This window comes from Micromonospora sp. NPDC050784 (assembly GCF_044456765.1).
In the GTDB taxonomy this organism is placed as follows: Bacteria; Actinomycetota; Actinomycetes; order Mycobacteriales; family Micromonosporaceae; genus Micromonospora; species Micromonospora foliorum.
The window spans coordinates 84,134-109,038 of record NZ_JBITGG010000007.1 but is presented as its reverse complement, the minus strand read 5'-3'; the positions used below and the strand labels follow the sequence as shown (position 1 = coordinate 109,038).

25 protein-coding genes are annotated in these 24,905 nt (G+C 72.2%); 12 read left to right on the top strand and 13 right to left on the bottom strand.

From position 1 onward, the window contains the following. Window positions 1-10: 10 nt before the first annotated feature. The gene (locus ACIBD9_RS11910; RefSeq protein ID WP_396716860.1) at window positions 11-688 is read left to right on the top strand and encodes an HAD family hydrolase; all 678 of its coding nucleotides are present in this window, start codon (window positions 11-13) and stop codon (window positions 686-688) included. A 106-nt stretch (window positions 689-794) separates the two neighbouring features. Then, window positions 795-2,087 carry a cation:proton antiporter gene (locus ACIBD9_RS11905; protein WP_396716858.1) on the top strand — a complete coding sequence of 431 codons (1,293 nt, stop codon included), beginning with the start codon at window positions 795-797 and terminating at the stop codon, window positions 2,085-2,087. Window positions 2,088-2,128: 41 nt separating this feature from the next. Here the strand turns inward: ACIBD9_RS11905 and ACIBD9_RS11900 are convergent, their stop codons facing one another. Then, window positions 2,129-3,088, bottom strand: coding sequence for an NAD(P)/FAD-dependent oxidoreductase (locus ACIBD9_RS11900; RefSeq protein WP_396716856.1), 960 nt, complete (start codon window positions 3,086-3,088; stop codon window positions 2,129-2,131). 86 nt (window positions 3,089-3,174) lie between these two features. Between ACIBD9_RS11900 and ACIBD9_RS11895 the strand changes: the two genes are divergently transcribed. Further along, window positions 3,175-3,393 (top strand): DUF3072 domain-containing protein, encoded by a 219-nt coding sequence (locus ACIBD9_RS11895; protein ID WP_396716854.1) that lies wholly within the window; start codon window positions 3,175-3,177, stop codon window positions 3,391-3,393. A gap of 17 nt (window positions 3,394-3,410) precedes the next feature. Here the strand turns inward: ACIBD9_RS11895 and ACIBD9_RS11890 are convergent, their stop codons facing one another. From ACIBD9_RS11890 to ACIBD9_RS11880, 3 genes are all read right to left on the bottom strand, one after another. Next, window positions 3,411-3,911 carry a metallophosphoesterase family protein gene (locus ACIBD9_RS11890; RefSeq protein WP_396716852.1) on the bottom strand — a complete coding sequence of 167 codons (501 nt, stop codon included), beginning with the start codon at window positions 3,909-3,911 and terminating at the stop codon, window positions 3,411-3,413. 130 nt (window positions 3,912-4,041) lie between these two features. After that, the gene (locus ACIBD9_RS11885; protein ID WP_396716850.1) at window positions 4,042-6,918 is read right to left on the bottom strand and encodes a ricin-type beta-trefoil lectin domain protein; all 2,877 of its coding nucleotides are present in this window, start codon (window positions 6,916-6,918) and stop codon (window positions 4,042-4,044) included. A 150-nt stretch (window positions 6,919-7,068) separates the two neighbouring features. Continuing rightward, complete coding sequence (locus ACIBD9_RS11880) at window positions 7,069-8,898, bottom strand: glycoside hydrolase family 15 protein (RefSeq protein WP_396717177.1); 1,830 nt, start codon at window positions 8,896-8,898, stop codon at window positions 7,069-7,071. Between the two features lie 111 nt (window positions 8,899-9,009). Between ACIBD9_RS11880 and ACIBD9_RS11875 the strand changes: the two genes are divergently transcribed. Beyond that, window positions 9,010-9,597 carry a general stress protein gene (locus ACIBD9_RS11875; protein WP_396716848.1) on the top strand — a complete coding sequence of 196 codons (588 nt, stop codon included), beginning with the start codon at window positions 9,010-9,012 and terminating at the stop codon, window positions 9,595-9,597. Between the two features lie 44 nt (window positions 9,598-9,641). Here ACIBD9_RS11875 and ACIBD9_RS11870 read toward each other — a convergent pair whose 3' ends face one another. After that, window positions 9,642-10,229 (bottom strand): DUF1684 domain-containing protein, encoded by a 588-nt coding sequence (locus tag ACIBD9_RS11870; protein ID WP_396716846.1) that lies wholly within the window; start codon window positions 10,227-10,229, stop codon window positions 9,642-9,644. Window positions 10,230-10,262: 33 nt separating this feature from the next. After that, a complete protein-coding gene (locus ACIBD9_RS11865; RefSeq protein WP_387175576.1) occupies window positions 10,263-10,832 on the bottom strand; it encodes a TetR/AcrR family transcriptional regulator in 570 nt (189 codons plus the stop codon). A 60-nt stretch (window positions 10,833-10,892) separates the two neighbouring features. Between ACIBD9_RS11865 and ACIBD9_RS11860 the strand changes: the two genes are divergently transcribed. Next, on the top strand, window positions 10,893-11,381 hold the full coding sequence (locus tag ACIBD9_RS11860; protein WP_396716844.1) for an FBP domain-containing protein: 489 nt from the start codon (window positions 10,893-10,895) through the stop codon (window positions 11,379-11,381). 58 nt (window positions 11,382-11,439) lie between these two features. Here the strand turns inward: ACIBD9_RS11860 and ACIBD9_RS11855 are convergent, their stop codons facing one another. Beyond that, window positions 11,440-11,973: a GNAT family N-acetyltransferase gene (locus ACIBD9_RS11855; RefSeq protein ID WP_396716842.1), complete on the bottom strand. Its 534-nt coding sequence runs from the start codon at window positions 11,971-11,973 to the stop codon at window positions 11,440-11,442. 155 nt (window positions 11,974-12,128) lie between these two features. On the opposite strand from ACIBD9_RS11855, the gene ACIBD9_RS11850 reads away from it, so the two are divergent. Further along, window positions 12,129-12,611: a MarR family winged helix-turn-helix transcriptional regulator gene (locus ACIBD9_RS11850; RefSeq protein WP_238662302.1), complete on the top strand. Its 483-nt coding sequence runs from the start codon at window positions 12,129-12,131 to the stop codon at window positions 12,609-12,611. 11 nt (window positions 12,612-12,622) lie between these two features. Continuing rightward, window positions 12,623-13,609, top strand: a complete 987-nt coding sequence (locus ACIBD9_RS11845) for a pirin family protein (protein WP_396716840.1) — start codon at window positions 12,623-12,625, stop codon at window positions 13,607-13,609. A gap of 64 nt (window positions 13,610-13,673) precedes the next feature. Here ACIBD9_RS11845 and ACIBD9_RS11840 read toward each other — a convergent pair whose 3' ends face one another. Next, complete coding sequence (locus ACIBD9_RS11840; protein ID WP_274528164.1) at window positions 13,674-13,802, bottom strand: hypothetical protein; 129 nt, start codon at window positions 13,800-13,802, stop codon at window positions 13,674-13,676. A 134-nt stretch (window positions 13,803-13,936) separates the two neighbouring features. Here ACIBD9_RS11840 and ACIBD9_RS11835 point away from each other — a divergent pair, with 134 nt between their 5' ends. After that, window positions 13,937-15,526 carry a phospholipase D family protein gene (locus ACIBD9_RS11835; RefSeq protein WP_396716838.1) on the top strand — a complete coding sequence of 530 codons (1,590 nt, stop codon included), beginning with the start codon at window positions 13,937-13,939 and terminating at the stop codon, window positions 15,524-15,526. Here the strand turns inward: ACIBD9_RS11835 and ACIBD9_RS11830 are convergent. After that, window positions 15,475-16,224 (bottom strand): hypothetical protein, encoded by a 750-nt coding sequence (locus ACIBD9_RS11830; protein ID WP_396716836.1) that lies wholly within the window; start codon window positions 16,222-16,224, stop codon window positions 15,475-15,477. The two genes, ACIBD9_RS11835 and ACIBD9_RS11830, sit on opposite strands and share 52 nt — an antisense overlap. 378 nt (window positions 16,225-16,602) lie before the next feature. Between ACIBD9_RS11830 and ACIBD9_RS11825 the strand changes: the two genes are divergently transcribed. After that, window positions 16,603-17,427, top strand: coding sequence for a SigB/SigF/SigG family RNA polymerase sigma factor (locus tag ACIBD9_RS11825; RefSeq protein WP_387175591.1), 825 nt, complete (start codon window positions 16,603-16,605; stop codon window positions 17,425-17,427). Window positions 17,428-17,533: 106 nt separating this feature from the next. Here ACIBD9_RS11825 and ACIBD9_RS11820 read toward each other — a convergent pair whose 3' ends face one another. The 3 genes from ACIBD9_RS11820 to ACIBD9_RS11810 are packed head-to-tail and all read right to left on the bottom strand — an operon-like array spanning window position 17,534 to window position 20,306. Continuing rightward, window positions 17,534-18,124, bottom strand: coding sequence for a GNAT family N-acetyltransferase (locus ACIBD9_RS11820; RefSeq protein WP_387175593.1), 591 nt, complete (start codon window positions 18,122-18,124; stop codon window positions 17,534-17,536). After that, a complete protein-coding gene (locus ACIBD9_RS11815; RefSeq protein ID WP_396716833.1) occupies window positions 18,121-19,632 on the bottom strand; it encodes an APC family permease in 1,512 nt (503 codons plus the stop codon). Before ACIBD9_RS11815 ends, ACIBD9_RS11820 begins: the two co-directional genes overlap by 4 nt. Before the next feature lie 47 nt (window positions 19,633-19,679). Beyond that, the gene (locus tag ACIBD9_RS11810) at window positions 19,680-20,306 is read right to left on the bottom strand and encodes a GPP34 family phosphoprotein (RefSeq protein WP_396716831.1); all 627 of its coding nucleotides are present in this window, start codon (window positions 20,304-20,306) and stop codon (window positions 19,680-19,682) included. 183 nt (window positions 20,307-20,489) lie between these two features. On the opposite strand from ACIBD9_RS11810, the gene ACIBD9_RS11805 reads away from it, so the two are divergent. Genes ACIBD9_RS11805 through hrpB form a run of 3 tightly spaced genes read left to right on the top strand, consistent with a single transcriptional unit; the run spans window position 20,490 to window position 24,107 of the window. Then, a complete protein-coding gene (locus tag ACIBD9_RS11805) occupies window positions 20,490-21,314 on the top strand; it encodes a helix-turn-helix domain-containing protein (RefSeq protein ID WP_396717175.1) in 825 nt (274 codons plus the stop codon). Window positions 21,315-21,355: 41 nt separating this feature from the next. Beyond that, window positions 21,356-21,556: a DUF397 domain-containing protein gene (locus ACIBD9_RS11800; RefSeq protein WP_334509191.1), complete on the top strand. Its 201-nt coding sequence runs from the start codon at window positions 21,356-21,358 to the stop codon at window positions 21,554-21,556. A gap of 28 nt (window positions 21,557-21,584) precedes the next feature. Continuing rightward, on the top strand, window positions 21,585-24,107 hold the full coding sequence (gene hrpB / locus ACIBD9_RS11795; RefSeq protein ID WP_396716829.1) for an ATP-dependent helicase HrpB: 2,523 nt from the start codon (window positions 21,585-21,587) through the stop codon (window positions 24,105-24,107). Between the two features lie 72 nt (window positions 24,108-24,179). On the opposite strand, the gene ACIBD9_RS11790 is transcribed toward hrpB, so the two are convergent. Further along, window positions 24,180-24,905 (bottom strand): PP2C family protein-serine/threonine phosphatase, encoded by a 726-nt coding sequence (locus ACIBD9_RS11790; protein ID WP_396716827.1) that lies wholly within the window; start codon window positions 24,903-24,905, stop codon window positions 24,180-24,182.

Genomic DNA, 24,905 nt, shown 5'->3' with positions numbered 1-24,905 from the left:
GAGGACGCCCATGGCTACCGACCGACCCGCCGGGGTCCTCTTCGATGTCGACGGCACCCTGGTCGACACCACCTACCTGCACACCGTGAGCTGGTGGGAGGCGTTGCGCCAGACCGATCAGCCGGTACCGATGGCGGTGGTGCACCGCTCGATCGGGATGGGGTCGGACAAACTCCTGGACCACCTCCTCGGCCCGGAGCGGGACCGCGACGCCGACTCGAAGCTGCGCGACGCGCACGACACGCTCTACGCCGAGTACTGGGAACGACTCACGCCGCTACCCCGGGCGGCCGACCTGTTGCGCGCCTGCGCCGAGCGGGGGTTGCGGGTCGTGCTGGCCACCTCCGCCTCGGAACCCGAGGTGGGCGCGCTGCGTCGGGCGCTGGCCGCCGACGACGTGATCGAGACGGTCACCTCCTCTGAGGACGCCCAGCAGAGCAAGCCGGCACCGGACATCCTGGTCGCCGCGCTGAAGCAGTCCGGCTTGGCCGCCGAGCGGGTGGTCTTCGTCGGCGACTCGGTGTGGGACGTCGCCGCGGCCGGGAAGTTGAACATTCCGTGTGTGGGCCTGACCTGCGGTGGCACCAGCCGCGGCGAGCTCGCCGGCGCGGGTGCCGTGGCGGTCTACGACGACCCGGCCGCACTGCTGAACGAACTGGCGGACTCACCGCTCACCCGGCCCCGGTGAGGATCACACAGGTCCACCGGCTCGGACGCGCATAGCGGGAGTCCTTGCGGGGCAAGGTCTGTCACCACCTGCCCGCGCCTCGCGGGTGCGGTCGAAGGGTGGTGCCGTGGAGCCGGTAGATGTGGCGTTCGCGCTGGTGGGCTTGGGCGCTCTGCTCGCGGGCATCCTGCCGCGGGTGCTGGAGCGGCGCCCGCTGTCCATGCCGATCGCCTTCCTCGCCCTCGGCATGCTGGTGTTCCTCCTACCGGTCGGGCTGCCGTCTCCGGACCCCCTGGCCCACCCGGAGCTGACCACCCACCTCACCGAGATCGGGGTGATCGTCGCGCTGATGGGCGCCGGGCTGAAGATCGACCGGCCGTTGAGTTGGCGGCGGTGGTCGTCCACCTGGCGGCTGCTGGCGATCGCGATGCCCCTGTGCATCGCGGCGGTGGCCCTGCTCGGCTGGTGGTGGGCGGGGCTGGTGCCGGCCGCCGCGCTGTTGTTGGGCGCCGCGCTGGCGCCCACCGATCCGGTGCTCGCCGCCGACGTGCAGGTTGGCGAGCCGACCGACGTGGAGGACTCCGAGGACGAGGTCCGTTTCGCGTTGACCTCCGAGGCCGGCCTCAACGACGGGCTGGCGTTCCCGTTCGTCTACGCGGCCATCGCCATCGCCTCGACCAGCCTCGCCCCGAGCGACTGGTTTGCCGAGTGGTTCACCGTGGACGTGCTCTGGAAGATCAGCATGGGCGTCGGCGGTGGCCTGCTCATCGGCTGGCTGCTCGGTAAGCTGTTCTTCCGCGCACCCAGTGAGCTGCGGCTGGCCCGGCACGCCGAGGGCTTCCTGGCGCTGGCCGCCACGTTCCTGGCGTACGGGCTGGTGGAAGTGGTCGGCGGGTACGGCTTCCTGGCAGTGTTCGTGGCCGCCCGCGCCATCCGGGCCGCCGAGCGAACCCACGAGTTCCACTCGGTGCTGCACGACTTCGCCGAGCAGGTCGAACGGTTGCTCACCCTGGTGCTGTTGCTGCTGCTCGGCGGCGCGATCGTGGGTGGCCTGCTGGGTCCGCTGACCTGGCCGGCGGCCGCCGTCGGGCTGGCGCTGGTGTTCGTGGTGCGGCCGGTGGTCGGCTGGTTGTCGCTGCGCGGCGCACCGGGACGCCCGGCCGAGCACTGGGTCATCTCCTTCTTCGGCATTCGCGGCGTCGGCTCGTTCTACTACCTCGCGTACGCCACCACCAAGGCCGACTTGCAGGCCGAGCTGCTCTGGGCGACCGTCGGGCTGGTGGTGCTCGTCTCCGTCGTGCTGCACGGCATCACGGCAACCCCGGTCATGCAGCTGCTGGACCGGGAGGGCGAGCGGACCTCCGACCCGTCCGAGCGGGACGCCGACGCTCGGCCCGTCGCGGCAGCCGGGCACGCCTGAGGGCGTGCCTCAGCCAGCCGGGCACGCCTGAGCGCCTGCGTTCAGGCCAGGCGGGTGGCCAGCGCGCGGCCCAGGTCCCGGCCGGAGCGCCAGGCGCTCTGCACCCGCGGCTTGCCGAACGCGTCGCCGGCCAGGCCGATCCCGTCGGCGTCGAGGTGGTGGGTGGCACCGTCGGCATGGCTTGTCGGCTTCGCGTACGTCCAGCGGTGCACGTGCACGTCGACGGCCTGCTCGGGCAGCCCCAGCAGGTCCCGGACGGCCTGCTCGATGGCCGGGCCGGCCCCGGTGGGTTGGGCCAGGTGCCCGGCCGCGAACTCCGGCACGGTGTGCGCGACCAGTACCGGCGCGCCGTCACCGCGCCGGTCGCCGTCGTCGCAGACGAGGTTGAGGACCGGGTGCTCGTTGACGAACGCGCCCCGGAAGTCCGGCCAGCGCCGGGTCGGGAAGCGCAGCACCGCGGCCAGTGACGGCGACCAGCGTTGCGCCTGCACGACCCGGGTGGCGTCGGCCAGGCCCGGGTCGAGCAGCAGGGCGGCCTGCGGACCTGGCATGGCCAGGGCGACCGCCGCACACGACTCCCCGTCCACGACCGGCCCGGGCTCCACCATGAGCACCAGCCGGTCGACGGTCACCGGCACGGCGCCGGCCAGGTGCTCGACCAACGAGCGCAGCCCACGGGGGGCGGCGAAACGCATCGGCCCGGGCACCTCGCGGTTCCCGCTCCGGTCGTACGCCTGGAAGGTGTCGGTCCACTCGCGGACCAACCCGGCGGCGCGCCACTGCTCGACAAGTGCGGCGAAGTCGGGGTCGGTGGCGGTGAAGTAGGCGGCGCCGATGTCCGCCGGCCGACCCTGGAAGCGTTTGCTGGCCATCCGGCCACCGCAGACGTGACCCCGCTCCCGCACCTGCACCGGCACTCCGGCCCGGGTCAGCTCGACCGCACAGGCCACCCCGGCGATGCCCGCCCCGACCACCACGACACCCGACCGGTCCACCGTCATCCGATGATCGTAGGTGGCGGCGGCGTTCGGGCATGAACCATCGGAGATCGGGGTACTGGCACACCTGTTCGAAAGAGAGGGTGATAATGATGACGGACCGCCGTACCGAGCAGGCCGACCAGAACGCCGCGATCAAGGACCCGGACGAGTGGGTCACCGGGGACGAGCCGCCGACCGCCGCCCAGGAGTCCTACCTGAGCACGCTGGCCCGGGAGGCCCATGCCGAGCTCCCGGACGACCTGACCAAGGCCGAGGCGTCCAAGCGCATCGACGAGCTCCAGGCCGAGACCGGTCGAGGCCAGTAACCCCGGGGGCTGGGCCGTCAGGGGCGGGGCAGGCGGTGCAGCCGCACCTCGCTCAGGCTGCCCGCGTGCACCTCGGCCGTGAGGTAGGTGGCGTGGGGTTGGGAGCGGCGGTCGGTGGGTGAGCCGGGGTTGAGCAGGCGCAGCCCACCGGGCGCCTCGGTGTCCCAGGGGATGTGCGAGTGCCCGAAGACCAGCAGGTCGACGTCGGGAAAGCGGGCCGCGCACCGCTGCTCGCGGCCGGTCCGTTGACCGGTCTCGTGCACCACGGCGACCCGCAGACCGTCGAGCTCGACCCGGGCCACCTCCGGCAGCCGGGCGCGCAGCGCCGGGCCGTCGTTGTTGCCGTACACCCCGACCAGCCGGCGCGAGCGCGCGGTCATGGCGTCGAGCAACGCCTCGTCCACCCAGTCGCCGGCGTGCACCACCACGTCGGCAGCCTCGATGGCCGCCCAGAGGGGCCCGGGTAGGTCCCGGGCCCGCTTCGGTACGTGGGTGTCCGCCGTGAGCACCAGCCGCATACCGGCATTGTCCCCCGAGTCCCGGCCGTCCACCCGGGGGACGTGGGTGGACGGCCGGGCTCCGCCCCCGCCGCCCGGCCCCGTGCGTCAGCGACGCTCGCGTACGGGTGCCGAGCCGGTCAGGGGACGGTCACGGCAGGGTCCAGCGTTGCGCCCCGGTGCCGTTGCAGGTCCAGATCCGCAGTTGCCGACCGTCGGTGAGGTCCGAGTTGGGGATGTCGAGGCAACGCCCGGACTGGGGGTTGCGCAGGCTGCCGTCCGGCTGGGCGGCCCACTGCTGGGCCCCGCTGCCGTTGCAGTCGTAGAGCTGCACGAGGGTGCCGTCGGTGGTGCCGCTCGCCTTCACGTCCAGGCACTTGGCGAGCCCACGCACCGTGCCGTCACCGGGCAGGGTCCAGCGCTGCGCGGCGCTGCCGTTGCAGGTCCAGGTCTGCACCTTGGTGCCGTTCGCGGTCTGGCTGGAGGCGATGTCCGCGCACTTGCCGAGGGCCTTGACCTCACCGGTGCGCGCACCGCCGGTGCCGACGCCCGGGCCGGTGAAGGTGTAGCTGTCCACGTCCAGCAACGCCCCGCTGCCGCCGGTGACGACGAGGTACAGGTCGTGGGTGCCGTCGTCGGGCCTGGTCACCGTGGCGCTCAGCTCGGTGTAGTTGTCCCAGCCACCGGTGTTCGGCACCGCGATCCGGGCGACCTCGGTGCCGGTCGGTGAGTCGTACCGGAAGGAGAGGGTGCCCCCGGGGCCGCCGGAGGAGACGCGGGCCCGGACGCCGGTGATCCCCTTGAGGCTCACCGCGTGGTGCCGCACGCTCTCGCCGTTCTGGACGTCACCCAGCCGCTTGCCACCCTCGGCTGCCGCCTGGTCGATCACCTTCGGGCCGTTGAGCTGGACGAAGTGCTCGGCCTGCCACTGTTTCGGGTAGAGGCTGATCTCCTGCTCGCCGGTGAGCGCGGCCGAGCCGGTCGCGCCGCGGTCGGTGTAGCTGCCCCGCAGGACGAAGAACAGCACCGAGTCGGGGCCGGCGTGCACCGGGCCGGTGTTGAAGGTCGCGCCGCAGCCGGTCCCCTCCCCTTCCTCGTGGGCGTGCTCCTGGTGGCCCAGCGCGGCCCGGACGACCACGGCCGAGCAGGCCGGCGTGCCGTCCTGCGGGTCGCTGGCCGAGGCGCCCACCGCCAGGTCCTGCCCCCAGTCGAAGAGCCCGCCGGCGGGCAGTCCGGTCAGGGTGACCGTCGGCCGGTTGTTGCCGACCACCAGCGACACCACTGTGGTCGCGCTGCGGCCGGTGCCGTCGTTGACGGTGAGCCGGGCGCTGTAGCTCCCGTTCGCGGGGTACGTGAAGGACGGGTTCGCGGCGGTCGAGTCGGTGCTGCCGTTGTTGGTGAAGTCCCAGGCGTACGTCAGCGGGTCGCCGTCCGGATCCGAGCTGCCGGCGCTGGAGAAGGTCACCGAGAGCGGGGCCAGGCCGTTGTCCCGGTTGACGGTGGCCTTGGCGACCGGCGACCGACCACCCTGGACGTAGTTGATTTTGTAGAGACCGGCGTCGACCGCGCCGGAGAAGTAGCCGCTGCCGTACTCCAGCAGGTAGAGCGAGCCGTCCGGGCCGAACTGCCAGTCGATCGGGTGGACGAGCTTCATGCCGGCGAGCACCGGCTCGATCACGGTCGGCGCCCCGGTGGACGGGTTGCCGTTGTCGAACTGGACCTCCTTGATCCAGTTGCGGCAGTACTCGGAGATCAGCCACTTGTTGTCGTAGTAGGCCGGCCACTTCACGTCCGAGACGAGGTTCGGGTCGTAGTGGTAGACCTCCACGTGGTTGGGCGACCCACACCCGCCCGGGTTGTCCAGCGCCGGCCAGTCCTCGCTGCCGCCGTGCTGCTCCCAGACGAGTGCCGGCTTCGTCGGCGGAAGCTGCTGGACGCCCGTGTTGCGGGGTGAGTTGTTGACCGGGCCGGTCGAGCCGCCGCAGGGGAACCAGCCGCGCGGCGTGGCGGTGGCGAAGTCCCAGTCGTTGTAGGCGACGTTGGGGCCGCCGCAGTACGGCCAGCCGTAGTTGCCGGGCCCGTTGGCCCGGTTGAACTCGTCGTACGCGGCCGGGCCGCGGTTGGCGAGGTCGGTGCCGGCATCCGGGCCGACCTCTCCCCAGTAGAGGGTGTTGTTGGCCTTGCGGTCCACCCAGATCCGGTACGGGTTGCGCACGCCCATCACGTAGATCTCCGGGCGCGTGCGCGCGGTGCCGGCGGCGAAGAGGTTGCCGGCTGGGACGGTGTAGCTGCCGTCGTTCTCCGGGTGGATCCGGTTGATCTTGCCGCGCAGGTCGTTGGTGTTGCCGGAGGTGCGCTGGGCGTCGTACTGGGCGTTGCGGCTGGTCCGCTCGTCGATCGGGGCCATCCCGGCGGAGTCGCCGCCGGAGTTGGTGTTGTCGCCGACGGCGAAGTACAGGTTGCCGGCGGTGTCCCAGCTCATCGAGCCGGCCGAGTGGCAACACAGGTCGCGTTCGGTGGGCCACTCGATGAGCACGTCCTCGCTGCCCGGGTCGAGCAGCAGGGTGGACGGGTTGAAGGTGAACCGACTGATCCGGTTGACCAGTGGGGTGACCTTCGGCGAGTAGAAGAGGTAGACCCACCGGTTGCTCGCGAAGCTCGGGTGCAGGGTGATGCCGATCAGGCCGTCCTCGAAGCGGGCGTCCAACGCCAGGGTCAGCGCGACCGTGGTGGACCTCGTCGCCGGGTTGTAGAGGCGGACCTGACCACCAGCGCTGCTGGTGCCCCGGTTGATGTAGAAGACCTTGCCGTCGGGTGCGACGGCCAGTTCGATCGGTTCGCCCATGGAGAGACCGCCGTCGAGGGCGACCTTCTCGAAACCGACGGTGGCGGGCGGGGTGAGGGCGACGGCCCGGGCCGGGGACGCGGCAGCCGGGCGAACGGTCGCCTGCGGAACGAGGCAGAGGCTGACCAGGACGGTGAGCAGGGTGGTGGCGCTGACGAGACGTCGGCGCGGTGTGCGGGACACGAGACCTCCAGCTGTCCGGGATCTCGGTGCCGCTCCCGCCGACTGGAGGAGCACCGCAGGGTGTCCCGGACATTAACGCCTTTCGCTGGAAAGCGATAGAACTTCGCGTCAACAGATAGAAAGTTGTCACGATCTCCGCGAAAGTCCGGCTCAGCGGCGCACCGGAGAGAAGTACGCCGGGGGCATCCCGCACTGCCGCAGCGTCGGGTCCCGCTCGACGTCGGTCAGCACACCGGCGGCGTTGATCAGGCCGATGTGGGAGAACGCCTGGGGGAAGTTGCCCAACTGCTCCCCGGTCAGCGGGTCGATCTGCTCGGCGAACAGGCCGAGGTCGTTGACCCGCTCCGCCAACCCCCGGAACAGCTCGTGCGCCCGATCCCGCTCACCGGCCAGCGCCAGGCAACACACCAGCCAGAACGAGCAGATGAGAAACCCCGCCGGGTCGCCGTCCCAGCGCCGCAGCAGGCCGTCGTGGGAGAGCCGCTGCTCCACCGCGCGGATCGTCGAGCGCATCCGCGGATCGTCGGCCCGCAGGAATCCGACCAGCGGCATCACCAACACCGAGGCGTCCAGGTCGTCGGATTCGAAACTCCCGGTGTACGACTGGAGCCGCTCGTTCCAGCCCCGCTCGAGCACCTCCGCGCGTACCGCGTCGCGGGCAGCCGCCCAGCGGGCCACGTCCTGCGGCTCGCCGAGCTTGTCACCGAAGCGGACCGCCCGATCCAGGGCGACCCAGCACTGCACCTTCGAGGACACGTGGTGGTGCTGGGTGCCGCGCTCCTCCCACATGCCCGCGTCGGGCAACGCCCAGTCCCGCTCGGCCTGGTCGGCGAGCACCCGGAGAACGTGCTGCACCTCAATGCCCAGCGGCTCCAGCTTGTCGCGCATCAACCAGGCGGCATCCATCGCCTCGCCGAAGATGTCGGTCTGCCGCTGCTGCCACGCATCGTTGCCGATCACCACCGGTGGGCTGTCGCGGTACCCGCCGAGCTGTTCCAGCCGATGCTCGGTGAGGTCCCGCTCCCCCAGCACCCCGTACATGATGGGTACCGGCCTGTCGTCGACGCGGCCCATCGCCCGACCCAACCAGGCGAACTGCCGCTGCACCTCGTCCAGGCACGCCGACCGCCACAGCGCCCGCAGGGTCAGGCTGAAGTCGCGCACCCAGACGTAGCGGTAGTCGTAGTTGCGGTTCCCGCCGAGTTCCTCCGGCAGCGAGGTGGTCACCGAGGCCACCACCGCACCGCTGGGCCGGTACGTCATGCCCTGCACCACCAGCCGGCTGCGCCGCACCTCCTCGGCGTAGAGCCCGTCGTACGGGTGCTCGGCCGTCCAGGAACGCCAGCCGGCGACGGTGTCGGCGATGGTCTGGTCGGCGTCCGGCACCTCGGGCAGCGGAGCGTCGTAGGTCGGGGCGTACCCGAGGGTGAAGTTGTGTCTCGAGCCGGCGCGGGCGGTGAACGTCCCGGTGGCCTCGCCGTCGCCGGCGGTCAACCGCTCGCTGCCGCGCAGGGTGAGTCGGGCGGCCCCGGCGATGGCCTCCAGCATGTCCTCCCGCTCGATCAGGTAGGCGATGGTGCGGCCGTACTCGAAGCGCGGTCGGTAGTGCACCCGCATCGGCACCGAACCGGACAGCCCCTCCACCGAACGGACCAGCACCTGCGGCGAGTGCAGGCCGATGTCGTGACCACGCGAGCCGGGCTCGAAGGCGAGCGCGTCGGTCAGCGCGACCTCCCCCTGCGCGGTGTGGAAGACCGTCCGCAGCACCAGGGTGTCGTCGAGGTAGCAGCGTTCGACGCGGTAGTCGCCCTCCGGTCGGATCGACCAGTGCCCGGCGTTGTCGTCGAGCAGCCGCCCAAACACCGACGGGGCGTCGAACCGGCCCGGGCACCACCAGTTCACCGAGCCCGAGGCGTCCACCAGCGCCGCGCTGCGGCTGTCGGCGAGGAACCCGTAGTCGCTGATCTGTCCGCTCTCCACCTGACTGGCTACCCGGGCAGTCCGCACCCATGCCCCTGCTGTCCGACGGTGGACACCGCGTTACCGCCCGGCCTGGAGGGGAACCCCCGCAGCTGACGAGGGAGGATGCTCATGACGTCAGCTTCGGGGCCGACCGCCGCCTGGCGGTCCGGCACACAGGGTGGCGACCTGCTTCCATCCGGGCCGGCCGGCCGCCTGTCGACACCGGCCGGGGACGGCCACGGGCCGGAGAGCGGCCCGCCGACCGTGACGATCGGCTCGTACCCGGACTATCCGACCGCGCAGCGGGTCGTCGACTACCTGGCCGACAACCGTTTTCCGGTGGAGCACAGCGCCATCGTCGGCACCAACCTCACCCTGGTGGAGACGGTGCTCGGGCGGATGACCACCGGTCGAGCCGGCCTGCTCGGCGCCGGCACGGGCGCCTGGTTCGGGCTCTTCATCGGCCTGTTGTTCGGCATCTTCACCGTCGGCAACTGGCTGGCGGTGATCCTGGTCGGACTGGTGATCGGTGCGATCTGGGGTGCCGTGTTCGGCGCGGTCGCGCACGCGATGACGGGCGGCCAGCGCGACTTCACGTCGGCCAGCTCACTGCGCGCCGGCCAGTACGCGGTGATCGTCGACGCTCAGCTCGCCGACCAGGCGCGACAGCTGCTCGGTCGGATGCAGATGCCCAGCTCGGCGACGAACGCCCGCTGAGCGACGACCGACCGGCCGTCCCGGCACCACGCCGGGACGGCCGTTCAGTCGTGGTACGCCAGCTCGCCGGCGCGCAGCGGCACGTCGACCCGGTTCTCCGGTGGTGCCAGCGGGCAGGCCCAGCGGTCGTCGTAGGCGCAGCTCGGGTTGTAGAGGTAGTTGGCGTCCAGCCGGACCCGGTCGCCGGGCAGCAGCTCGACACCCCGACCGAAGGTGCCCTTCACCGTGTCGGTGAGGTACCGCCCTCCGCCGTAGCTCTCCCGCCCGCAGGTGCCGTCGCGCAGCGGCACGAACAGCCCACCCCCGTACGCCTCGATCCACCACAGGGTCAGCGGCCCCCATGACGTCTCGGCAACCGCCACCCGCCGGTACGCGATCACCCCGTCCGGGCCGCCGGTGTCGATGCGCAACTCTCCGCTGGCCGGCCGCAGGGGCGCCTCGACCACGGCCTCGGGATTGGGTGGGAAGTAGCGCACTCCGGTGAAGTCCTGTCGCTCCGCCACGGGGATCGGGCTCTGCGGGTGGCTGGCGAAGAGTTCGTCGCGTCCGGCGCGGAAGCCGGCGAGGTCGACGTCGGACAGGTACAGCCGGGCGATCCGCTCCCGCCAGTCGGCCAGCTCCAGATCATCCACGCCACAGAGCCTATGCCGCGGCGCTGCGGCACCTCAGCGCGACGGCCAGTTGGTGAGGACGGCGTCGAGGGCGTCCAGGGTGCGCGACCACGAGTCGTCGGTGGGGCGTGGGGTGTGCCGGAAGCCACCGGTCTTCTCCAGGCTCACGAAGCCGTGGAACGTGCTGTGCATCATCCGCACCGCGTCGGTCTGGTCGGGCTCGGAGAGCCGGTAGCCGCGCAGGATCGCCCGGGTCATCTCGGCGTGTCGGACGCCCGCGCTCGTCGCGGCGGTCTCCGGGTCGAGGTCGATCTGCATGGCCGCGTAGCGGCCCGGGTGCTCCCGCGCGTAGTCGCGGTACGCGTTGGCGAAGGCCACCAGCGCGTCCTTGCCGGCCCGGCCGGCGAGCGCGGCGGCGACCCGGTCGGCCAGCTCGGCCAGCGCCAGCAGAGCGATCCTGACCCGCAGGTCGTGGGCGTTCTTGAGGTGGAAGTACAGACTCGCGTCCTTCACCCCGAAACGGCGCGCGAGCGCGGCAACTGTCACGTTCTCCACGCCCACCTCGTCGGCCAGCTCGGCCCCGGCCAGGGTCAGGCGTTCGACGGTCACCCCTGCGCGTGCCATCCACCACACTCCAAACCTAGCTACGTTAATGGTTTGCCTAGTGGAGCTAGGCTACTACCTATGTTGGTCCTGACCGAATCCGTCATCCGCGCGTCCTTCGTCAACTGCAGCCGGGGCGAGGCGAAGCGGCTGGCCGTACCGAACGATCTTGAAATGCGACCCTGGGACGACCTCGACTTCCTCGGCTGGCGGGATCCCTCCGCGCCGCAGCGGGCCTACCTGGTCGCCGAGACCGACGGCAAGCTGGCCGGGGTGGTGCTGCGGGCCGCGACGCACCAGACGGGGCGCGTGCGGCACAGCATGTGCTCGTTCTGCCTGACCACGCACCTCGGCGGTGGCGTCTCGTTGATGACCGCCCCCAAGGCCGGTCCGAGCGGACGGCAGGGCGATTCCGTGGGCACGTACCTCTGCTCCGACCTGGCCTGCTCGCTGTACCTGCGGGGGAAGAAGCACGCCGGGCCCCCCGCGCCCGAGCCACTGCCCCTGCCGGAGCGGATCGACCGCGTCCGGACCGCCCTCGCGACCTTCCTGCGCAAGGTCACCGAGTGACGGTTCGAGGCGACCGGGCGCGGCCGGGGCCGAAGCGTGTTCGGACCCCGGCCCGCGCCTAGCGGTCGGTGGCCAGGCGGGCGTGCAGGTGCTCGTCGTAGCGGCGGCCGTCGCCGTACCGGTACGACTCGCGCAGGGTTCCCTCGGCCGGGTAGCCGGCGCGGTCGGCGACCCGGCAGGACGCCGGGTTGGCCACCGCGTGACACAGCTCCACCCGGTGCAGCCCGAGTTCCGCGAACGCCCAGTCGGTGAGCCGGACGACCGCGCGCACCGCCACCTGACGCCCCCGGGCCGCGGGCACCGTCCAGTAGCCGATGGACGCGTCGCCGTGGTGGATGTGGTGCAGCGACACCGAGCCCAGCAGTTTGCCGTCGGCCGCCGAGGTGACCGCCATCGAGGCGTGGTCGCCGGCTGACCAGTCGGCCCGGCGGCGGACCCAGAGCAGGGCGACCTCGTCGTCGATCGGACCGCCGCCCTGCGGGTTCCACTGGGCGATCGCCGGGTCGCGCAGGGCGTCGCGCACCGCCGGGGCGTCCTCGTCTCGCCACGGGCGCAGCAACAGGTCGGCGGCGGCGAGTTCCACGTGTTCCACGAGGCCGGAGTCTCGCACAACCGCCACCTCCACGCCGCCGGATTACCGCAGGTTTTCTTCAAAGCTGCACGATCTTCCCGCCAGGGCGCCTAGGAGTGACCCAGGCGACGCTCAACAGCAGTAGTTAAGTTTTGAAACAGTGCTATCGTCGTGTCATGACCGAGAGCCTGGACAGCACCCGAGAGGCCGCCTGGCGCGCCTACATCGAGGCCAGCCAGCGTCTCTACACCCAGTTGGAAGAGGACCTGCGGGTCGACAGCGGCCTCAGCTTCGCCGACTACCACGTGCTGGTCCTGCTCTCCGAGGCGCCGGGGCAGCGGCTGCGGATGGGCGAGCTGGCCAGCCGGTTGATCTTCTCGCCCAGCCGCCTCACGTACCAGGTCTCCTCCATGCAGCGCCGTGGCCTGGTCAGCAAGGAGCCCTGCCCGGACGACCGGCGCGGCAGCGAGGCGGTGCTCACCGCCGCCGGGCTGCTCGCCCTGCGGGAAGCCGCACCCCACCATCTGGCGTCGGTGCGTACCCACCTGATGGACGACCTCGACGATGCCGAGGTCGCCTGTCTCACCCGGGTCTTCGACCGGCTCGGCGAGCGCCTGCGGGCATCGCGGGTCAGCTCGACCACCCCTGCCCCCCGTTAGGAGCCCTCGACATGCCCGCGATCACCGTCGACAACGTTCTCGTCCTGCCCCGCCTGCCTCGACTCGACGAGGCCACCACGATCCGCCCGGTCCGTACGGTGACCACGGCGCCCAGCGGCTTCGAGGGTGAGGGCTTCCCGGTCCGTCGCGCCTTCGCCGGGGTGTCGACCACCGACCTGGACCCGTTCATCCACCTCGACCAGATGGGCGAGGTCGACTACGCGCCGGGGGAGCCAAAGGGCACCCCGTGGCACCCGCACCGCGGCTTCGAGACCGTCACGTACATCATCGACGGCGTCTTCGACCACCAGGACTCCAACGGCGGTGGGGGCACCATCACCGACGGCGACACCCAGTGGATGACGGCGGGCAGCGGCCTGCTGCACATCGAGGCGCCGCCGGAGCACCTGGTGGTGAGCGGCGGGCTCTTCCACGGCACCCAACTGTGGGTCAACCTGCCCCGCTCGGCCAAGATGAACCCGCCCCGCTACCAGGACATCCGGGGTCGGGAGTCGGCGCTGCTCACCACGCCCGACGGCGGCGCGCTGATCCGGGTCATCGCCGGCGAGGTCGCCGGGCACCGCGGCCCGGGTTCGACCTTCACGCCGATCACCATCACGCACGTCACCGTGCAGCCGGGCGCACAGGTCGACCTGCCCTGGCGGCCCGACTTCAACGCCCTGGTGTACGTGCTCGGCGGTCGCGGGACGGTCGGCACCGACCGGCGGCCGGTGCGTACCGGTCAGCTCGCGGTGCACGGCGCGGGCGACGCGTTGCGGTTCAGCGCCGACACGGCACAGGACAGCAACACCCCGGCGCTGGACCTCTACATCATGGGTGGTCAGCCGATCCGGGAGCCGGTGGCACAGTACGGCCCGTTCGTGATGAACACCCGGGACGAACTGCTCAAGGCATTCGAGGACTTCCAGGCCGGCCGTCTCGGCGTGATCCCCACCGAGCGGCTCCCGCACACCGGCGGCCAGGGCACCCGGCCCTGACCACGGTCGACCGCTGAGATCGGCGCCGACGCCTCCGGTTCACACCGGGGGCGTCGGCGCCGCCTCAGGAGACCGCAAAAATACCGGCAACTCCCAGAATCACCATCACCAACACCGCTACCAGCGCCCCCCGTTCGCTCTCCACCGCCGGCTCGCGGTGCTCGGTCACGGGGTTCGTCGTGTCGCGGGGCATGGTGTGGCCTCCTCGGCTGTTGTCGCGTCGCTTCCGATGGCGTTGGCCAGGTCACCGGTCTGCCGGCCTGGCGTGCGGACCCGCGTCGGGGGTCCTACCGTGAGGACGTTGCCGACCTCCAGGGGGGCTGGACGGTGCCATTGCAGGACTGGTTTCTCACCGCAGAGGAACGCGCCAACCCGGTGTCTGGCATACCCGTCTGGACCACGGGAAACCTCGCCGAGCCGTTGATTCACGGTGCCGCGTACTTCGACCGCCTGGTCGACGAGGTCGAGGCCCTGGGCCCCGGCGACCACCTGTTCTTCACCGACTGGCGGGGCGACCCGGACCAGCGGCTGCGCCCGGACGGTCCGACCGTGGCCCAGCTCTTCGCGCAGGCCGCGCAGCGCGGTGTCGTGGTCAAGGGGTTGATCTGGCGCTCGCACCTCGACGTCCTGGCGTACAGCGAGGCGGAGAACCGCGACCTCAGCGAGACGGTCTCGGCCGCCGGTGGCGAGGTGCTGCTGGACCAACGGGTCCGGCGCGGCGGCTCGCACCATCAGAAGCTCGTGGTGCTGCGGCACCTGGGCGCGCCCGAGCGGGACGTCGCCTTCGCCGGTGGGATCGACCTGTGCCACAGCCGACGGGATGACGCCGCGCACCACGGCGACCCGCAGCCGGTGCAGATGTCCCCCCGGTACGGACCGAATCCGCCCTGGCACGACGTGCAGCTCTCGGTGCGCGGTCCGGTGGTCGGCGCGTTGGACACCCTGTTCCGGGAACGCTGGACCGACCCGATGCCACTGGACTCGGAGAACCCGATGGCCTACCTGCGGGATCGGCTGCGCGGCTCGGACCTGCGCCCCGACCCGCTGCCCGAGCAACCGGCCGACCCGCCGCCCTGCGGTCGGCACCGGATCCAGGTGCTGCGCACCTACCCCGCCGTCCGTCCCCGCTACTCGTTCGCACCGAACGGGGAGCGGACCGTGGCCCGGGGCTACACCAAGGCGGTACGCCGTGCCCGCCGGCTCATCTACCTGGAGGACCAGTACCTCTGGTCGGCCGAGGTAGCGGACCTGTTCGCGCACGCGCTGCGGGACAACCCGGACCTGCACCTGATCGCCGTCGTCCCCCGCCACCCGGACGTGGACGGCAAGCTGGCGTTGCCACCGAACATGGTCGGGCGCGAGCAGGCGCTGTCACTGTGTGAGCGGGCCGCACCGGACCGGGTGCACGTGTTCGACGTGGAGAACCACGCTGGAACCCCGGTCTACGTGCACGCCAAGGTCTGCGTGGTCGACGACGTCTGGGCCAGTGTGGGCAGCGACAACTTCAACCGGCGGTCCTGGACCCACGACAGCGAGTTGTCCTGCGCGGTGCTCGACGACACCCTGGACCAGCGGGAGCCCACCGACCCCGCTGGGCGGGGCGACGGCGCGCGGACCTTCGCCCGGGACCTGCGACTGCGGCTGTGGCGCGAGCACCTGGACCGTGACCCGGACGGCGCCGACGACGCCGACCTGCTGGACCCGGCGGACGCCGTCGCGGCCGTCACGGCCGCCGCCGACGCGCTCCAGCAGTGGTACGACGACGGTCAGGTGGGAGACCGGCCGCCCGGGCGGCTGCGCCCGCACCGCCCCGAGCGGCTGCCGTGGTACACCCGGGCCTGGGCGCTGCCGGTGTACCGGCTGGTCTACGACCCGGACGGCAGGCCGCTGCGGGCGAGACTGGCCGGCACCTGGTAGAGCGGCCGGGCCGGCTCCGGCGCGGCGACCGCGTGCACGCTCAGCCCGCCGGGGTAGGCGAACGACGAGCGCGGTGAGTAGTAGCCGAAGCCGATGGTCAGCGGGTTGGCCGGGCGCAGCGCGTACAACGGGTGGCCGGGCTGGAGGAACTCCACCGACTCGATCTCGAACGGGGCGACCGGCTCGGCGACGAACGGGTAGGCCGAGCTGAGCAGTTGGCCGTCGCGCCTGGTGAAGTAGCGGTGGTGCCCGCTGCTGATCACGTGCCCGGTCTCCCCCACGCGACACCGTGCCCGGATCAGCGGTGTGCCGTCGATCTCCGTCTCGGAAAGCAGATCCTCGCCGGTCACGTCGATCCGGGTGCGCCCGGCGAGCACCGGGGCGCCGCGGGCGACGGCGTACTCACGAACCCGGCGGCTGGAGGCCACGTAGTGGGTCCACCAGCCGCCCGCGTTGAGGCCGCCGGGCGCGTCGACGCCCACCAGCGAGACGCCGAGGTAGGTCAGCGAGTACGCGCCGAAGCCGGAGGTCTGCGTCTCGTCGTCGACGACGTACTGGTTGAGGAAGACCTGCCGGTCGGGGCGGGGGGAGAGCCCAGGAGGGACCAGCGCAGCGACCGCGTCGGGATCTGCCGGCAGCCAGCTGAAGTAGAGGGTGCGACTGTTCACGACGAGCTGGGGAGCGGCTGGATCGAGCACGGTGCCTCCGAACCGGGTGTGTACACGCGACGCTACGGCCGGTCCCGCCAGCGGGACAAGGACGGATAGTCGACACTCCTGGCGACTTGTCGGATTTCATGTTGACCACTCGACGCGACCCGTGGACCGATCGGCCGAACCGGTCGGCCGACCGGGCAGCGGCGGTTACGGCCGGAACAACGGGTAGGGATCCTCACAGCCACCCCGACTGCTGCGTCATTTGCCCGTTTTGTTATTGAACACGCCTTAAGTACATCAACCTTTCGGCTAGATTTCTGGGAGACGATCAGGTTAAGGTGACTCCCGAACGGCCCATTGGAAGCTAAACCAAAGCGTCACGTCTTTTTGTCCGCGGACGAGGTGCAGGGAGGACCACCCATGACCGCGCCAACGATCACCGAGCAGCCGAGCGCCGCCGTGAAGACCAGCACCAAGCTCGACCCGCGCGCTCTCACCGACAGCGCCGCCGACCTGCTCAACGCCATGGCGGCGCTGCCCGCCAACCACCCGTCGCGCGCCGCGCTGCGAGACCGGGCGATCGAGGCCTGGCTGCCTCTCGCCAACCACCTCGCCCACCGCTACAGCGGGCGCGGCGAGCCGAACGACGACCTGGCGCAGACCGCCGCGATCGGCCTGATCAAGGCCATCGACAAGTTCGACCCCGAGCGTGGCGTCGACTTCGCCGGTTACGCGATCCCCACCATCATCGGCGAGCTCAAGCGGCACTTCCGGGACCGCACCTGGGACATCCGGGTGCCCCGTCGGCTCCAGGAGCTGCGGCTGGCCATCTCCGACGCCAACAGCTCGCTCCTGCAGACCCTCGGCCGCTCGCCGACCGTCGCCGACATCGCCGCGCACCTCAAGCTCACCGAGGAAGAGGTGCTGGAGGGCCTGGAGGGCGCCCGCGCGTACAACGCGGTGTCGCTGTCCACCCCGACCGGCGACGGCGAGCGCGCCACCGAGCTGGGCGACATGCTCGGCGGCGAGGACAGCGAGTTCGAGCTGGCTGAGCTGCGGGTCGCCCTCGGCCCGGCGCTGGCCACCCTCGACGAGCGCGAGCAGAAGATCCTCACGCTGCGCTTCTACGGCAACCTGACCCAGTCGCAGATCGCCGACCAGATCGGCGTCTCGCAGATGCACGTCTCGCGGCTGCTGACCCGGGCGCTGACCAAGCTGCGCGGTCAGCTCGACGGCACGTACTGACCAGTTCACGAGCGGAGGGCCGGGTCCGTGGACCCGGCCCTCCTCCGTGTCCGCGTTGTCACGTCAACGTGACAACGCGGACGCTGACCGTAGCGGTGAGGTCCCGTCAGTGGCCGACCGGCTCCCGCCACATCGGCCAGAACGGCGTGCCGTCGGGCACCCGGAACGGCTCGCCGGCCAGGTAGCCGTGCTTCGCGTACAGGTCCCGGCTGCGCGGGCTGCTCGCCTCCAGGTACGCCGGCATCCCGTTGGCGTCCAGCCAGGCGTGGTGGTGCCGCATCAGCGCGCTACCCAACCCCTGCCCCTGCCGGTCGGGTCGGGTCGCCAGGAACGCGAGGTGGTGGTGATCCGGGTGCGGGTGGTTCGCCGCGAACAGCTCGTCGAGGTGCTGGAACCGGTCGGTCCACTCGCCGCAGGCGGCGGCCAGTCGGGCGTCGTAGTCCGCCGGCGGCGGCGCCGGTTCGCCGACCGACGGAAACCAGACCGCCACCGAGGCCCGGTCCGCGGTGGCGTGGACCAGGCCGTGCCGCATCGCGTGTCCGACCAGGATCTCGAAGTCTCCGGCCAGCACGGCCTCCCGCTTGCTCGGGTCGGGGACCAGCCAGTACGTCACCTCCAGGACGGTGAACGCCTCGGCGATCCGACCGGCCACGAGGGCGGTCTCCTCAGGCCCGAGCCGCTCGATGACCACGCTCATCGGGTCACCTCCACGGCGGCTGGCGCGTCCGGCTTGACGGCGGCGGCGGCGCTCGCCGCGCCCAGGCCGATCCGGGCGTACGTGTCCGGGCGGTTGCTGCGCAGCAGCAAGGCCCAGCCGATGCCCAGCAGGGCAGCCACCGGGTACGCGGCGGGCAGCGCCCAGCGCAGCGTCGAGTCCGGCGCGACGCCGAGCAGGTTGGCGAAGTTCGACACGGCCAACCAGATGATCACGAAGAGCGCGATGGTGGCCAGGCCGGGTGCGATGGCCCGTCGCCAGAGGTTCTCGCCGCCGGCGGAGCGGACGAAGTAGGCGATCACCGCCACCGAGGTGGTGGCGATCAGCAGCAGGACGCCGAAGCCGCCGGTGGTGCCGACCCAGAAGAACAGCTGGACCACCGGGTCCCAGCCGTTGACCGCGTACAGCAGGATGACCAGCAGCCCGAGGGCGCTCTGCGCCACCGAGGCGGCCCGCGGCGCCCCGGTACGGGCCGAGGTCTGCCCGAACACCGCTGGCAGCACCCGCTCCCGACCGAGCGCGAACGTGTAGCGGGCCGTGGTGTTGTGGAACGAGATCATCGCGGCGAGCACCGAGGTCAGGAAGAGCACCTGCCCGATGGTGACCGCGGTGTCGCCGAGCTGCGCGGCGGCCAGGTTGAAGATCAGCCCGACGCTCTGCTCGCCGGCCTCGGCGACGATCCGGTCCTGCCCGACGGCGACGGTCATGGTCCAGGACGACAGCGCGTACAGCCCGGCGATGATCGCCACCGAGAGGTAGGTGGCCAACGGCACGGTCCGCTTCGGGTCCTTGCTCTCCTCACTGAAGACCACCGCCGACTCGAAGCCGACGAAGCCGAGGACGGCGAGCACCAGCACCGCGCCGACACCCGGCACGAAGAGGTTGTCCGGCGCGAACGAGGCGAAGCTGACCTGGCCGTCGGCCGGGTTGCCGAGCTGTCCCAGGTCGAAGATGAGGACCACCACGATCTCGGCGACCAGCAGCGCGGCCAGGACCATGCCGTTGAGGTCGACCCGGAGCAGGCCGAGCAGGCCGACCAACGCCCACGCCACCAGCGCCACGACGGCCCAGTGCGGGTGCCCGCCGAAGAGCCGGTCGAGCACCGGCTCGGCCGCCACACCGATGGTGCCGTACAGCCCGACCTGCAGCGCGTTGTACGCGATCAGCGCGACCCAGGCGGCGCCCACGCCGGCCGGTCGGCCGAGGCCACGGGAGATGTAGGCGTAGAAGGCGCCGGCGTTCTCCACCCGGCGCGACATCGCCACGTAGCCCACCGAGAACAGCGCGAGCACCGCGGCGACCAGCAGGAAGGCCAGCGGGATTCCGGTCACCCCGATGACGCCGTAGCCGGTGGTGACGACGCCGGCCACCACGGTCAGCGGCGCGGCGGCGGAGAGGACGAAGAAGATCACCGAGGGGATGCCGAGACGGCCCCGGGCCAGGGCCTCGGAGACGTTGCTGGGTCGGTCGACTGTCGATGTCGGGGGCATACGACTACTCCGGTTGTCGAGGGGAGGGTTGGGGGTTACCGGGGGGGTCAGGGGATGCCGCGCAGCACGGCCGCGCCGACGGCGGCCTCGGTGTGCCCGACGAGTTCCTTGAGGGGGGCCGGCAGCGCGGGGATGAGGACGTTCAACCGGTGGTGCGCGCGGGGGCCGGCGCTCCACAGCACCTCGCGGGTGAGCCCCGCGGCCACGACCAGGCCGAGCAGCAGGGCGTCCGGCACGCCGGGCGGGTCCGGCCGGTCCAGCAGGGCCCGCAGCCGGGTGGCCGGCCAGGCCACCGCGTTGAGGTCGATCGGCAGGTAGCTGACCGTGGTACGCAGCAGCCGGCGGCTCTCCTGGCGGCGCAGCACCCCGGCACGGGCCAGCCGCTCCCCCACCGAGGCGGTCGCGCTCTGCGCCAGGAAGCTCAGCCAGGTGCGCAATTCCCGGTGCTGGGACTCGCCGACCAACTGGTCCAGCACGGTGTGCGCCAGGGCATCGGCTGGCGGGCGCCGGTCGATGACGGTGATCTGCCCGCCCATGACGGTGATGTGTCCATAAAGGATCAGCTCGCCGAGGAGCCCGCCGGCCAGCCCGAGCCCGGTCGCCGCCGGGTGCAGTTTGGCCTTGCCGCGACTGTCGTTGTGTGCGATCAGGAAGAACTCGTCGGCGATGAGCAACGGTCCTCCCGCACAGGTGTGTCCACAGTGATCGCGACCGGGAAAGGATGCACCGACAGCTACTGCAACGCAACTCCCAGATTTGAAAGTTGCACTCCGTGCATCCGCGACCTGCGGATCTTGTCGTGGCAGACTCGGACGGTGACCGCCACTCCCACCATCCGACCCGCCGCCAGCCCGACCGTGCGGCGACGCCGCATCGCGCGGGAGCTCCGCCAACTCCGGGAACGGGCGGGCATGACCCTCGATGTGGCCGCCCGCCAACTCGACATGTCGAAGAGCAACCTCTCCCGGATCGAGACCGCGCAGATCGGCATCAAACCGCGCGACGTCCGGGCCGCCCTCGCGCTGTACGAGGTGACCGGTTCGGATGCCGAAGCGCTGATCGAGATCGCCCGGGGGGCACAGCAGCGCGGCTGGTGGCAGAACTACAGCGACGTGCTCCCCGAGTGGTTCGAGTTCTACGTCGGGCTGGAAGCCGAGGCGGCGGCGCTGCGCACGTACGAGGCCGAGTCGGTGCCCGGGCTGCTTCAGACCGAGGCGTACGCCCGGGAGATCTTCCGGCGCACCGCCGGCGAGGACGGCCTGGAGCGCAAGATCGCCGCCCGACTGCGCCGGCAGGAGGTGCTGCGCCGCGACGACCCGGTCGACCTGTCGGTGATCCTCAACGAGGCGGTGCTCCTGCGCCCGGTCGGCGGCACCGCGGTGATGGCCGAACAGCTGGTCCACATGAGCCGAATCGCGCAACTACCCAACGTGACAATTCAGGTACTTCCATTCGCGGCCGGCGGCCATCCGGCCATGAGCACCCCGTACGTGATCCTCAACTTCGCCGATGCCGCCGACGCGTCCGTTGTTTACCTGGATAACCTCACGATGGGACTGGCTCTGGAGGATGCCGATCATGTGCTCGGGTATAGCCTTCTGCACGAGGAGCTGTGCCGGATGGCGCTCGATCCGACGGCGTCGATGACCCGTCTTGAGCAGGCTTCTCGTAACTTTGCGTGACCGCTTCTGCGGCACGCCGACGCAGACGAGAGGTACCGCGGATGACGGCGTACGACCTGACCCGAGCGGACTGGCGCACCAGCACGCGCAGCAGCGGCAACGGCAACTGCGTGGAGGTCGCGACAGTCGACGGTCAGGTCGCCGTCCGGGACAGCAAGGACCGCTCCGGCCCGGTGCTCGCCTTCGGCGCGGTGGCCTGGCGGGCCTTCGTGCTCGGCGTCGGCGAGGTCCGTCGCTCCTGACGCACCCGCCCCGGTGCGAGACTGGGCCGTGCTCTCCGACGTAACCCTTGACCTGCCGGTCCGTCCGGTGCTGCCGGCGTTGGTCGCGGCACTCGACGCGGCCGGCGCCGGTGTGCTGGTGGCCCCGCCGGGCACCGGCAAGACCACCCTCGCGCCGCTGGCCGTGGCCGACCGGGTGACCGGTCGGGTGGTGATCGCCCAACCCCGCCGGGTGGCGGCTCGTGCCGCCGCCCGGCGGATGGCCGAGCTGCTCGGCGAACGGGTCGGTGAGCGGGTCGGCTACGCGGTGCGCGGCGAGCGCCTGGTCGGCCCGGCCACCCGGATCGAGGTGGTCACCACCGGCCTGCTGGTCCGCCGGCTGCACCACGACCCGGAGCTGCCGGGCACGAGTGCCGTGCTGCTCGACGAGTGTCACGAACGCCAACTCGACGCCGACCTCGCGCTGGCCTTCACCGTGGAGGCACGCGCCACCCTCCGGCCCGACCTGTGGCTGCTGGCGATGTCGGCGACCCCGGACACCGACCGGTTCGCCGCGCTGCTGGGTGGGCCCACCCCGGCCCCGGTGGTACGGGCCGACTCGGCGTTGCATCCGGTGCAGCGGGTCTGGGTGCCCCCGGCCCGCCCGATCGCCCCGCCCGGGGCCGGGCCGGTGGACCGGGCCCTGCTCGACCACGTGGCCGCCACCGTCCGGCGGGCGCTGCGTGAGCACGACGGCGACGTGCTCGTCTTCCTGCCCGGGGCCGGCGAGATCGCGGCGGTCACCGGCCGCCTGAACGACCTGCGGGACACGGTCGCGCTGCTGCCGCTGCACGGCCGTCAACGGGGCGCCGAGCAGGACGCCGCCCTGCGTCGCGCGGACCGACGGCGGGTGGTGCTGGCCACCGCGCTGGCCGAGACCAGTCTGACCGTTCCGGGTGTGCGGATCGTGGTGGACGCCGGGCTCTCCCGGGTGCCCCGGATCGACCTGGCCCGTGGGCTGGGCGCGCTGGTCACCGTGCCGGTCTCCCGCGCCGCCGCCACCCAGCGGGCCGGCCGGGCCGGCCGGGAGGCCCCCGGATACGTCTACCGCTGCTGGTCGGCGGCGACCCACGAGCGGCTGCCCGCCCGCGCCGAGCCGGAGATCGCCACCGCCGACCTGACCGGCTTCGCGCTGGAGCTGGCCGCCTGGGGCCGACCGGACGGCGTCGGGCTCGCGTTGCCCGACGCGCCGCCGGCCGCCGCGATGACGGTGGCCCGGGAGACGCTGGAGACCCTCGGCGCGGTCGACGCCGACGGTCGGATCACGGCACGGGGACGGTCGATCGCCGCCGCCGGGGCGCACCCACGGCTGGCCCGGGCGCTGCTCGACGGCGCCGGCCGGGTCGGAGCCGACCGGGCCGCCGAGGTGGTCGCCCTGCTCGCCGAGGAGAGCGCGGCCGGCCCCGGCGACGATCTGGTCGCCGGTTGGCGTCGGCTGCGCACCGGCGTCGACGCGGGCGCGACCGCCCGCTGGCGCACCGAGGTACGCCGGCTGCGCGCCGCGCTGCCGACCGGCGCCCCGCCGAAGGACCGCGCCGGCTCGGGTGGGCTGAGCGACGACCTCGCCGCCGGGCTGCTCGTCGGTCTGGCGTACCCGGAACGGTTGGCCCGGGTGCGGCGGCCGGGCGGTTCGGCGTACCTGATGACCGGCGGGACCGCCGCGGAGCTGGCGGCCGGCTCGGGGCTGACCGGGTCCGACTGGCTGGCGGTCGCGGTCGCGGACCGCACCCCCGGCGCGCCGTCGGCCCGCATCCGCCGGGCCTCCCCGGTGGACGAGGCGACGGCCCGGGAGGCGGCCGGTCCGTTGCTGCGCACCGGCCGCGAGGTCGGCTGGTCCGACGGGGACGTGGTGGCCCGGGAGGTGACCCGGCTGGGCGCGATCGAGCTGGTCCAGCGGCGGCTGGACCGGCCGGACCGGGCGGAGGTGGCCGCCGCGTTGCAGACCGGCCTACGTCAGGACGGGCTGGGGCTGCTGCCCTGGACGCCGGCGGCGCGGGCGCTGCGCGAGCGGCTCGCGTTCCTCCGACACCACCTGGGCGGTCCGTGGCCGGAGGTCGACGACGACTCGTTGCTCGACGCCGCACCGAGCTGGCTGGGCCCGGAGCTGGCCGCCGCCCGACGCCGGGCCGACCTGGCGCGGGTGGACGTGTCGTCGGCGCTGCGTCGGCTGCTGCCCTGGGCGCAGGCCGCCCGCCTCGACGAGCTGGCCCCGGAGCGGATCGAGGTGCCGAGTGGTTCCCGGATCCGGCTGGACTACAGCGACCCGGCCGCGCCGGTGCTCGCCGTGAAGCTCCAGGAGACGTTCGGTTGGCCGGCGGCTCCCCGCATCGCCGACGGTCGGGTGCCGGTGCTGCTGCACCTGCTCTCCCCCGCCGGTCGGCCGGTGGCGGTCACCGCCGACCTGGCGTCGTTCTGGCGTACCGGCTATCCGCAGGTCCGCTCCGAGCTGCGCGGGCGCTATCCCCGGCACCCGTGGCCGGAGGATCCGGGAACGGCGAAACCCACCCGGCACGCCACGCCACGTCGGCGCTGAGGGCCGGTCTACTCCCCGACCACGTCGGCCGCGGGCCGGTCTACTCCCCGACCACGTCGGCCGCGGGCCGGTCTACTCCTCGACGACGTCGGCCACCACGACGGTGACGTTGTCCGGCGCGCCGGCGTGCAGGGCCAGGTCGATCAGCTTGGCGGCGCAGGCGCCCCGGTCCGGATAGCCGCTGAGCACCTCGGTGAGGGTGTCCGGGCGGACCACGTTGGAGAGGCCGTCGCTGCACAGCAGCCACCGGTCGCCGGCCCGGGGCACCATGGTCGCGTACGACGGGGAAACCTCCTCGCCCTGCAACGCCTGGGTGACCACGGCACGGCGCGGGTGGCTGCTGGCCTGGTCCGGGGTGATCACGCCCTGATCCACCAACATCTGGACGAACGTGTCGTCCCGGGTGACCTGCTTGAGCACGCCCTCGCGGAACAGGTAGGCCCGGGAGTCGCCCACGTGCGCGAGCGCCAGGCAGCTGCCGGTACGGGCGAAGAGCAGGGCGGTCAGCGTGGTGCCCATGCCCTGGCGCTCGGGATCCTCGGCGACCGCCTGTCGGATCCGGGCGGTGGCCAGCGCGATGCCACCCTCGAGCGCGGCGACCAGGGCGTCCTCGGGTGTCTCCACGTCCAGCGGGGCGACCGCGTCGATGGTGAGGGCGCTGGCCAGGTCGCCGGCGGCCATCCCGCCCATGCCGTCGGCGACGGCGACGAGCCAGGTGCCGGCGTGCAGGGCGTCCTGGTTTCCGCTGCGGATCAGCCCACGGTCGCTCGTTCCCACGGAACGCAGCTTCAGGGTCAT

Coding starts and splice junctions, on each gene's coding strand:
- ACIBD9_RS11910 (WP_396716860.1), top strand. CDS start 11: ATGGCTACCGACCGACCCGCCGGGGTCCTCTTCGATGTCGACGGCACC.
- ACIBD9_RS11900 (WP_396716856.1), bottom strand. CDS start 3,088: ATGACGGTGGACCGGTCGGGTGTCGTGGTGGTCGGGGCGGGCATCGCC.
- ACIBD9_RS11895 (WP_396716854.1), top strand. CDS start 3,175: ATGATGACGGACCGCCGTACCGAGCAGGCCGACCAGAACGCCGCGATC.
- ACIBD9_RS11890 (WP_396716852.1), bottom strand. CDS start 3,911: ATGCGGCTGGTGCTCACGGCGGACACCCACGTACCGAAGCGGGCCCGG.
- ACIBD9_RS11875 (WP_396716848.1), top strand. CDS start 9,010: ATGACGTCAGCTTCGGGGCCGACCGCCGCCTGGCGGTCCGGCACACAG.
- ACIBD9_RS11865 (WP_387175576.1), bottom strand. CDS start 10,832: ATGGCACGCGCAGGGGTGACCGTCGAACGCCTGACCCTGGCCGGGGCC.
- ACIBD9_RS11860 (WP_396716844.1), top strand. CDS start 10,893: ATGTTGGTCCTGACCGAATCCGTCATCCGCGCGTCCTTCGTCAACTGC.
- ACIBD9_RS11850 (WP_238662302.1), top strand. CDS start 12,129: ATGACCGAGAGCCTGGACAGCACCCGAGAGGCCGCCTGGCGCGCCTAC.
- ACIBD9_RS11845 (WP_396716840.1), top strand. CDS start 12,623: ATGCCCGCGATCACCGTCGACAACGTTCTCGTCCTGCCCCGCCTGCCT.
- ACIBD9_RS11840 (WP_274528164.1), bottom strand. CDS start 13,802: ATGCCCCGCGACACGACGAACCCCGTGACCGAGCACCGCGAGCCGGCG.
- ACIBD9_RS11825 (WP_387175591.1), top strand. CDS start 16,603: ATGACCGCGCCAACGATCACCGAGCAGCCGAGCGCCGCCGTGAAGACC.
- ACIBD9_RS11820 (WP_387175593.1), bottom strand. CDS start 18,124: ATGAGCGTGGTCATCGAGCGGCTCGGGCCTGAGGAGACCGCCCTCGTG.
- ACIBD9_RS11815 (WP_396716833.1), bottom strand. CDS start 19,632: ATGCCCCCGACATCGACAGTCGACCGACCCAGCAACGTCTCCGAGGCC.
- ACIBD9_RS11800 (WP_334509191.1), top strand. CDS start 21,356: ATGACGGCGTACGACCTGACCCGAGCGGACTGGCGCACCAGCACGCGC.
- ACIBD9_RS11790 (WP_396716827.1), bottom strand. CDS start 24,905: ATGACCCTGAAGCTGCGTTCCGTGGGAACGAGCGACCGTGGGCTGATC.